This is a genomic window from Mycobacterium sp. (assembly GCF_044370595.1).
Classification (GTDB): domain Bacteria; phylum Actinomycetota; class Actinomycetes; order Mycobacteriales; family Mycobacteriaceae; genus Mycobacterium.
Genome location: NZ_JBILVF010000144.1, coordinates 1 through 8,919, shown reverse-complemented (window position 1 = coordinate 8,919; position 8,919 = coordinate 1). Strand labels below are relative to the sequence as shown.

Annotated in this window: 10 protein-coding genes and 2 pseudogenes; 7 read left to right on the top strand and 5 right to left on the bottom strand. The window is 69.2% G+C overall.

All coding sequences use genetic code 11. The features are described 5' to 3' along the window. Positions 1-1,641 (top strand): annotated as a pseudogene (locus ADBZ5N_RS15310) (PE family protein); the annotation flags it as partial. 186 nt (positions 1,642-1,827) lie between these two features. Here ADBZ5N_RS15310 and ADBZ5N_RS15305 read toward each other — a convergent pair. The 5 genes and pseudogenes from ADBZ5N_RS15305 to ADBZ5N_RS15285 form a co-directional block, all read right to left on the bottom strand. Further along, the gene (locus ADBZ5N_RS15305; RefSeq protein WP_526258814.1) at positions 1,828-2,007 is read right to left on the bottom strand and encodes a hypothetical protein; all 180 of its coding nucleotides are present in this window, start codon (positions 2,005-2,007) and stop codon (positions 1,828-1,830) included. A 9-nt stretch (positions 2,008-2,016) separates the two neighbouring features. Further along, complete coding sequence (locus tag ADBZ5N_RS15300) at positions 2,017-2,280, bottom strand: hypothetical protein (RefSeq protein WP_526258812.1); 264 nt, start codon at positions 2,278-2,280, stop codon at positions 2,017-2,019. Next, the gene (locus tag ADBZ5N_RS15295; protein ID WP_526258810.1) at positions 2,256-2,528 is read right to left on the bottom strand and encodes a hypothetical protein; all 273 of its coding nucleotides are present in this window, start codon (positions 2,526-2,528) and stop codon (positions 2,256-2,258) included. The genes ADBZ5N_RS15300 and ADBZ5N_RS15295 overlap by 25 nt, the downstream gene beginning before the upstream one ends. 65 nt (positions 2,529-2,593) lie before the next feature. After that, entirely contained in the window at positions 2,594-3,079 is a 486-nt protein-coding gene (locus ADBZ5N_RS15290; RefSeq protein ID WP_526258808.1) for a hypothetical protein, read from the bottom strand. A 116-nt stretch (positions 3,080-3,195) separates the two neighbouring features. Then, a pseudogene (locus ADBZ5N_RS15285) lies at positions 3,196-3,814 on the bottom strand (IS30 family transposase); the annotation flags it as partial. On the opposite strand from ADBZ5N_RS15285, the gene ADBZ5N_RS15280 reads away from it, so the two are divergent. The 6 genes from ADBZ5N_RS15280 to ADBZ5N_RS15255 all read left to right on the top strand — a co-directional run. Next, entirely contained in the window at positions 3,766-3,963 is a 198-nt protein-coding gene (locus ADBZ5N_RS15280; protein ID WP_526258816.1) for an ATP-binding protein, read from the top strand. The pseudogene ADBZ5N_RS15285 and the gene ADBZ5N_RS15280 sit on opposite strands and share 49 nt — an antisense overlap. Before the next feature lie 198 nt (positions 3,964-4,161). After that, positions 4,162-5,133 (top strand): NADH-quinone oxidoreductase subunit B family protein, encoded by a 972-nt coding sequence (locus tag ADBZ5N_RS15275; RefSeq protein WP_526258806.1) that lies wholly within the window; start codon positions 4,162-4,164, stop codon positions 5,131-5,133. Between the two features lie 48 nt (positions 5,134-5,181). Then, positions 5,182-6,789: a nickel-dependent hydrogenase large subunit gene (locus tag ADBZ5N_RS15270; RefSeq protein WP_526258804.1), complete on the top strand. Its 1,608-nt coding sequence runs from the start codon at positions 5,182-5,184 to the stop codon at positions 6,787-6,789. After that, complete coding sequence (locus ADBZ5N_RS15265) at positions 6,786-7,646, top strand: hydrogenase maturation protease (RefSeq protein ID WP_526258802.1); 861 nt, start codon at positions 6,786-6,788, stop codon at positions 7,644-7,646. Before ADBZ5N_RS15270 ends, ADBZ5N_RS15265 begins: the two co-directional genes overlap by 4 nt. Before the next feature lie 18 nt (positions 7,647-7,664). Continuing rightward, on the top strand, positions 7,665-7,913 hold the full coding sequence (locus ADBZ5N_RS15260; RefSeq protein ID WP_526258800.1) for a hypothetical protein: 249 nt from the start codon (positions 7,665-7,667) through the stop codon (positions 7,911-7,913). A 23-nt stretch (positions 7,914-7,936) separates the two neighbouring features. Continuing rightward, positions 7,937-8,919 (top strand): hypothetical protein (locus tag ADBZ5N_RS15255; protein WP_526258798.1); only part of this gene is annotated, 983 nt, incomplete at its 3' end.

Genomic DNA, 8,919 nt, shown 5'->3' with positions numbered 1-8,919 from the left:
CTCGGTAGCCAAACCTCTCCGGCCCTTGCGGCCGGTGTCGGCGGCGCGGGCGGGGCCGGCGGCAAGGGCGGCAAGGGCGGTGTCGGCGGCGACGGCGGTGTCGGCGGGGCTGCCCGAGGCACGGGCACGCAGGGCGTCGGCGGCAACGGCGGCAACGGCGGTGCCGGCGGTGCGACGGTCGGCGGCACCGGCGGGACCGGCGGCAATGGCGCCGACGGCATGGCGTCCTTCTTGTTGGCCCCGGCCGTCCCGGGCGGCACCGACGGCGCTGCCGGAGGCAACGGCGGCGAACCCGGCGCGGGTGTCGTCGGTACCGGCGGGACGGGCGGTAATGGCGGCGCCGGTTCAACGAAGGGCCTTGACGGGACCAGTGGTTCCGCCGGGGTCGCACGGAGCGGCGACGGTGGCACCGGCGGCAACGGCGGCAACGGACTCGACCTGGTTGCCGGCGTAGCTGGCAACGGCGGCGCCGGCGGCGCCGGCGGATCGACCGGGAACGGCGGTGCCGGCGGAAACGGCGGTAGAGGCGGCAGCGGTGCGTCCGGCAATGGAAACAACGCCGCAAGCCCAGGCGCAGGCACTGCCCTGCCCGGCAATCCGGGGAAGGCCGCCGGTGCGGGCGGGCGCGGCGCCGCTGGCGGCGTGGGTGGCGCTGGCGGGTCCGGGGGCAGCACGTCGGGCAACGGCGGGGCCGGCGGCATCGGCGGTCAAGGCGGCGCCGGCGGCACCGCGAACGGCGGCACCGGCAGCGCCGCCGGGCTCAGTACGACCAATATCGGAGCGACGGGCTCGCCCGGTGGCGACGGTGGCGCCGGCGGCATCGGCGGTGAAGGCGGCGTCGGCGGGGCAGGCGGTGCCGGAGGCCGAGCAGGCGGGTCCGGCAACGGCGGCATCGGCGGTGCCGGGGGCGTCGGCGGCGCGGGCGGCACCGCCCGCGGCGGCGCCGCCGGAACGGGTGGGGCGGGGGGCCAGCCGGGGGAAATCGGCACCGGCCAACCGGCAGGCAGAGGTGGCGACGGTGGCAACGGCGGGAAGGCCGGAACCGCCGGGAACGGCGGGTCGGGCGGGGCCGGCGGGGCCGGTGGGGCCGGCAGCGGGAAGGGCACGAATGGTGTGGCCGGAAACGGCGGCAACGGCGGCAACGGTGGAGTCGCCCTGGGCGGCCAGGGCGGTGACGGCAATACCGGCGGTACTGGCTTCATTATTGTCCCAGCACCGCCCTACACCGTGGACCCGAACCCCGGCCCGGGTGGCAACGGCGGCAACGGCGGTGGTTCCGGGACCCAAGGCCTCGGCGGCGCCGGGGGAGCGGGAGCAACCCCCGGCCAGACCGGCACCCCCGGCAAAGCGACCGGTGGTAACGGCGGGGCTGGCGGAAATGGCGGCCTAGCGATTTCCGGCGGCAACGGCGCCGACGGCGGCAAAGGCGGCAACGGCGGCAATGCCGGCAACGGCGGCAACGGCGGCGACGGCACCAGCGCGAGTGGCTTGTCTACCGGCCCCTCCCTGAACGGCGGCAACGGCGGCAACGGCGGCAACGGCGGCGCCCTGCCGGGCACCGTGGGCGGCGCGGGCGGCAAGGGCGGTAAAGCGGTCGCCGGTGGCACGCCCGGGAAAGCGGGCGACCCTGGAACGCCCTAGCCCTGATGATGCAGTAGAAGATCACGCAAGCGCTCGGCTGGGGTTTCCCAGTCGAGCGTTTTGCTGCATTGGGGTGCGGGTGCGGCCGGCCCCGAGGCGTGGCACCACGCGCGGTGATGCAGGGCATCGGGTTCGCGGTCAACGCCTTTTTCAGATAGCCGGCGAATTGGCCTGCGCCGCAAGCGGTCAGGGTCGGTTGTCGATCACGGCGTTGAGGGCTTCGACGGGGCCCCGCCGGACCGTCTGCTTCTCTCCGGGGTTGATCAGCATGGCAACGGCGACCAGTACCGTCACCACCACCACACAGCTCAACGCCGCGATGATCCACCGCACTGCCATGTCCTGGCCCGCAGGATAAAGCGCCATCAGGACCAGCTAGGCCACCGCAGCGACCAGCATGACCCCGAGCAGGGCACCGGGCAGTGGTGTACGCATGGAGAGGCGCTCCACCCGCTGGTCCGACAAAGCGCGCCACCATTCCCACAGCGAGGAATCGTTGGGAATCCGTGCATTTGCGGCGTACTCGTCCAGCGTTTCGCCGACCGCCCTCAGCGCGTTGTCGGCACGGGCGGAACCCTGCGCCGGAGGAAGTGAGGGCAGTCCGGTGACCTCGGTCAGCTCGTCTTCCCGGACTGCCACACCGTGACCATGACGAAGGCGCTGATGAAGATGAAAGAGCCGCACACCAACGTCGCGGCCCCGTCGAGCGCCGTAGAGTCGTTGCGACCGCGCCGGACCGACCACCTGGTCAGCGGGATCGTGATCCCGGCCGCAAGGGCCGACAGCACCACGGCAAGTACGACCGGATTCAGCGTCAGGACGTTGACCATCGGGCCGTTATTACGGCTCAGCGGCAACCCGTCGTCGCTCTGACCGCCTCGGATCACCGGTACCTCCCCGGGCTCGTCAAGGGAGTACTGGCCGGGGAGGGTGACCCCCAGCAGTGCGTGAGTTAGTGGTGAAGGCCTGCGGCCAGAAGGGTTAGCGCTGGGTTAGCGCAGGGCTGCAGCGCGAAGGGTTCGCGGCCCAACGCTCGCGGGCCCGCCGGCAACTCCGGACCGACACCGGCCCGTCCGTGATCACCGCCGCCAGGCCCGCATCCACCGCGGCGGCGAACCCCTCGGCCGAATCCTCCACTGCCAGAGCGTCTTCCGCCCGGATTCCGAGCTCCCCCAGGGCGCAGATTCTCGACGTCGTCACCGGTGAGCAGCAGTTCGACGGCCCCGTCGCCGAGGAGGTCGCGCACCGACCGCTGCACCGCCGCGCCGCGCAGCGACGTCACCGCAGCGACCCGGATCCCCGCGCAGTGCAGATCCCAAACGAGGTTGCGCACCACGGCGCAGTCCCCGGCGGTCAGCGCACGATCCAGCGAGACGATCACCGCCTCGAGTTCACCGACGTAGGGGCGGCCGGTCCGCTCCCACCAATATGCGCTCACGCGGGGAACTATCCGGGCCTCGGCGCTCGCGGGATCCCCCGACCGGGGGAGGCGTGGGGGGAGACCTTCATCGAGCCTGCATCCAGATCGCCAAAACGGCGGCGGGTTCAAGCGGTGACGTAGTCGAGGTAGTCGGCGGGGAACACCGACAAATCGGTGCCTTTTGCGAACCATTGGCGGAGGAGGCCGTTGGTGTTCTCATTGGTTAGTGCCGCGCTGCCAGGTTGAGTGCGGATCGCAGAAATAGATGTCGAGATCGGCGGCCAGGGAGATGGCCGCGTGGTTGGCCATCTCCTTGCCCTGGTCCCAGGTCAATGAGCGGCGCAGCATCGCCGGGAGCTGGCTCATCTTGGCGATGATGGCGTCCTGGACTGCCTGGGCCCCGTGGCCCTCGGGTAGATGCAGCAGCATCACGAACCGGGTGGTGCGCTCCACGAGGGTGCCGATGGCCGAGTTCGAGACGGTGCTGCCCATGATGAGGTCGCCCTCCCAGTGCCCGGGCACGGCGCGATCATCGGCTTCGGCGGAGCGTTCGCTGATGTTGATCATTCCCGGGATGCGTCCACGCCGGGTTCGGGGTTGATGCTGCGGACGGCGCACGGCGCGTTTAGTGCGCAGGCATTGGTGCAACTCGCGGCGCAACGATCCCCGGCCCTGCACGAAGAGGGCCTGGTAGATCGCCTCGTGTGACACCCACATCTCCGGATCGTCGGGAAAGTCGCGGTGCAGCCGCGACAACCGCCAACCCCGAGATGGGCTACGGCAGGCTCTCGATGGCCGAACGGGCCGAACTCGTCGGCGGCACAATGGAAGTCCGCTCACGTCCGGGAGCGGGGACGTCGGTGCGGGTCACCGTCCTGATCGACGGTCAGACCTCGACTTAGGTAAGGCTGCGGTATCGCGGTGGACCCCGGCCGGAGGGCTGGAAAACGTAATGTTTTCAGGCCGTTTCGCGGCCGGATTTCGTTCCCTTCGGCACTATCCGGCGGTACTCTCGAATTGCCGATTAAGACGACTGGGAGACGTGTTCGTCCCGGAGACTTCGGCGTCGCCGCGCGGCGATTTTCTGAGAGGAGTCCCATATGGCGTCAGTTCTGTGGTTTCAGGGAGGGGCGTGCAGTGGCAACACCATGTCATTCCTCAATGCCGATGAACCCAACGTCGTCGACCTGATCGTCGACTTCGGTCTGGAGGTGATCTGGCATCCCTCGCTGGGCCTGGAACTGGGCAACCAAGCCCAGAAGATCTTCTGGGACTGCGCCAACGGTGAGCGCCCGATGGACGTCTTCGTCTTCGAGGGCTCGGTCATCGAGGCACCCAACGGCACCGGTCGGATGGACATGTTCGCCGACCGCCCGATGAAGGACTGGGTCACCGACATGGCCAAGCAGGCCGGCATCGTCGTCGCGATCGGTGACTGCGCCTGCTGGGGCGGTATCCCCGCGATGGAGCCCAACCCCTCGGCGTCGACCGGTCTGCAGTACCACAAGCGCAACAAGGGTGGGTTCCTCGGCCCGGACTTCCGATCCAAGGCAGGCCTACCGGTGATCAACATCCCGGGCTGCCCGGCGCACCCGGACTGGATCACCCAGATCCTGGTCGCGCTGGCCACCGGCCGCACCAGTGACATCGCCCTCGACGAGTTGCAGCGGCCGCAGACGTTCTTCAAAACCTTCACCCAGACCGGCTGCACCCGGGTGCAGTTCTACGAGTACAAGCAGTCGACGATGTCCTTCGGTGAGGGCACCCGCACCGGCTGCCTGTTCTACGAGTTCGGCTGCCGCGGCCCGATGACGCACTCGCCGTGCAACCGGATCCTGTGGAACCGCCAGTCGTCCAAGACCCGCGCCGGCCAGCCCTGCTACGGCTGCACCGAACCGGAGTTCCCGCACTTCGACCTGGCGCCGGGCACGGTGTTCAAGACCCAGAAGGTCGCCGGGGTGATCCCCAAGGAAGTCGGCACCGGCTCCAAGAAGCTGTCCTACATGGCGCATGCCGCCGCGGCGCGGTTGGCCGCTCCGCAGTGGAGCAAAGAAGACATGTTCGTGGTCTAGCCACGCCTCGACATCCGCTGACCACAACACCTTTGGAGGACATCGCTCATGACCGCGCTTGATCTGCACGTCAGCCCACTCGGGCGCGTCGAGGGAGACCTCGACGTCCGGGTCACCATCGACGACGGTGTCGTCACCTCGGCCTGGACCGAGGCGGCGATGTTCCGCGGCTTCGAAATCATCCTGCGGGGTAAGGACCCGCAGGCCGGCCTGATCGTCACGCCGCGTATCTGCGGCATCTGCGGCGGCAGCCACCTCTACAAGTCGGCCTACGCACTCGACACCGCGTGGCGCACCCACTTGCCGCCCAACGCCACCCTGATCCGCAACATCGCCCAGGGCTGCGAGACCCTGCAGTCCATCCCGCGCTATTACTACGCGCTGTTCGCCATCGACCTGACCAACAAGAACTACGCCAAGTCCTCGATGTACGACGAAGCGGTCCGCCGGCACGCTCCGTACGTGGGCACCAGCTACCAGAAGGGCGTGGTGCTGTCCCAGAAGCCGGTCGAGGTGTACGCCATCTTCGGCGGGCAGTGGCCGCATTCCAGCTTCATGGTGCCCGGCGGCGTGATGGGCGCACCGACGCTGTCCGACGTCACCCGGTCGATCGCGATCCTGGAGAACTGGAAGGACAACTGGCTGGAGTCCGACCTGCTGGGCTGCAGTGTCGACCGCTGGCTGGAGAACAAGTCCTGGGAGGACGTGCTGGCCTGGGTCGACGAGAACGAGTCGCAATACAACAGCGACCTGGGCTTCTTCATCCGCTACTCCCTCGATGTGGGTCTGGACAAGTACGGCGTCGGGGTGGGCAACTACCTGTCGACCGGCACCTACTTCGACCCGTCGCTCTATCAGCGGCCGACCATCGAGGGCCGCAACGCCGCGCTGATCGGCCGCGGTGGGGTGTTCGTCGGCGGCCAGTGGAACGAGTTCGACCAGGCCAAGGTCCTCGAGGACGTCACCCACTCGTTCTACGAGGGCAGCCGTCCGCTGCACCCGTTCGACGGTGAGACCATCCCGATCGACCCGGAGAAGGGCAAGACCCAGGGCAAGTACAGCTGGGCCAAGTCGCCGCGTTATGAGGTGGACGGCTTCGGCAACCTGCCCCTGGAGACCGGTCCGTTGGCCCGGCGGATGGCCGCGGCCGGCCCGAACGCCGCGCCGCATCAGGACAACGACCCGCTGTTCCTGGACATCTACAACAAGATCGGACCCAGCGTCATGGTCCGTCAGCTGGCCCGCCTGCACGAGGCACCCAAGTACTACAAGTGGGTGCGGTCCTGGTTGGACCAGATCGACCTCAAGGAAAGCTTCTACACCAAGCCCACCGAGCACGACTCCGGCAAAGGCTTCGGCTCCACCGAGGCCGCCCGCGGTTCGCTGTCGGACTGGATCGTCATCGAGAACAGCAAGATCAAGAACTACCAGGTGATCACGCCGACGGCGTGGAACATCGGGCCGCGGGACGGCGGCGAGGTTCTTGGCCCGATGGAGAAGGCCTTCGTCGGCGCTCCGATCGTCGACCCGGAGGATCCGGTCGAACTCGGCCACGTGGCGCGCAGCTTCGACTCCTGCCTGGTGTGCACCGTGCACGCCTACGACGGCAAGACCGGTAGGGAACTGTCGAAGTTCGTGATCAACGGAATGGTGTGACCGAGGGGGTCAGCGACTCGACCGTCGACCTCGAGCCTCCCGGCTGCGATGTGCTCGTCGTCGGGTGTGGCAACCTGCTGCGCGGCGACGACGGCGTCGGTCCGGTCCTGATCCGTCACCTGTGGGACCGCGGGGTGCCCGTGGGCGCCAAACTGGTCGACGGCGGCACCGCCGGGATGGACGTCGGTTTCCAGATGCGCGGTGCGCAACGGGTCGTCATCGTCGACGCCTGTGTCAGTCAGGGGGCTACCGGGGCTGCACCGGGAACGGTGTACCGGGTGCCGGGGGAGGAGTTGACCGACCTGCCTCCGCTGCAGGGTATGCACACTCATTCGTTCCGGTGGGACCACGCCATCCCGTTCGCCCGCTGGGCGCTGGGCGATGCCTGCCCCACCGACATCACCGTGTTCCTCATCGAAGCCGCCGCCATGGATCTCGGCGCCGAACTTTCCGACCCGGTCCTTGCCGGCATGGAGCAGGTCATCGCCCTGATCGAGCGGGACTTCCTGGCCCCGCTGCGCCCCGAGGTCGACGGGCAGGTCGACGTGGAGTTCACCGCCGACGGATACCTGCGCCTCGACGCCGCGCTGGCGGCAAGCCGGTTTCCCTCCGACGCGGCGGCGGCGGTCCCGCGTGACGGCGAACTGTGGATGTTCCCGCTGCGCGGACCCAGCAGTGGCGGCTTGCTGCTCAAGCAACGCAACCCGGCCGGCGACCGGGCGGTGCTGGTGCACCCGGTGCTGATCCAAGAAAGCCTCGCCGACGGTTTCCCGGTCGGCGTCCGTGCGGCATTCTGGGACGATGAGAACAAGGCACTGCGGATTGCGCTGCGTGAGCAGCAGATACCCCCACAGTGACCTGGGTACGTGATCGTCATGACTGAGCCGCAGCGCCCCAAGACCGTCGTCCGGGCCGACAGTTGCACCGACGAGGCCCTCGACGTCCAGACCGTCGTCGTCCCCGACCGGGGGCGCTGGGCCGTCGAGATCGTGGTGGTCTTCGCCGACGGCGTGGTGCGTAAGCGGATCAACACCCACGCCACCAAGGCTCGCGCCGACCTGGCCGCCGATCTGATCCGACGTGCTGCCGAACGCGATATCGGCGGCGGGCCGCGACGCGGATGACACCGGCTGGTAGAAGGAGTGTTGTGACCGACGCTGACCCGACTGTGCCGGACCCAGGTGGGCTCGCGGTCCGGCCGCAACCACTGGGCGCTTTCCCGCTTCCGCTGGGCTATCTGTTGATCCCGGCATCCCCCGACACCGAGGACGCCCGACTCGCGCTGCTGGCCGGCCGGGTACCGGACTGGCCTGAGGCGCTGCGCGCCCACGCGCTGGCGCTGGCAGGCGACCGGGACGGGGCTTTGGCCGTGCTGACCGCCGATGACCCGGTCACCCGCTACAACCGGTTCGTGATGGACCCCGACACCGAAGACCCCGACCAATTGCGTTCGGATCTCGGCGAATTCGGGGTGCTGGTGGATGTGGTGCTCTTCGCGCTGGGGCGCAGCGACACACCACCCGACGTGGACACCGCCACCGGGGACACCCCGACCGGCGAGGTGGCCGCCCTGGTGCTGTCCACCCAGGCCAGTAAGGCCCTCGACGACGGTGCTCCGGCGGCCGCGGTGGCACTGCTGGACCAGGCGGCCGAGTTGGTCCCGCCGGGCTGTGAGCCGCTGCGCGGGGTGCTGCTCGGGGCCGCCGGTTCGGTGGCCGCGCAGACCGACGGCCCCGGGGCGGTGACCCGGTTTGAGCAGGCGCTGCGTGCGTTGGAGGGTGCCGAGGATCTGCGGGTGGCCCGGGCCGAGTTGCACCTGAGCCTGGCCGGGCTGCTGCACGAGCAGGCGGTGGACCGCCCCGATCTGCTCAACCGCGCTGTGCCGCACTACCATTCGACGCTGCAACTGATCCTGCGGGAGGAGGCGCCGGTGCTGTGGGCGGCCGCGCACGCCGACCTGGCGACGGCCTACCTGACCATGCCGATGACCGAGGCCTCCAGCCAGTTGCGGCTGGGGGTGGCCGCACAGTCGCTGCGCTCGGCGCTGAAGGTCTACACCCCCGAGGACTACCCCGAGCAGTGGGCCAGCGTGCAACTGAACCTGGCCAACTCGCTGGTGTACACCCCGTC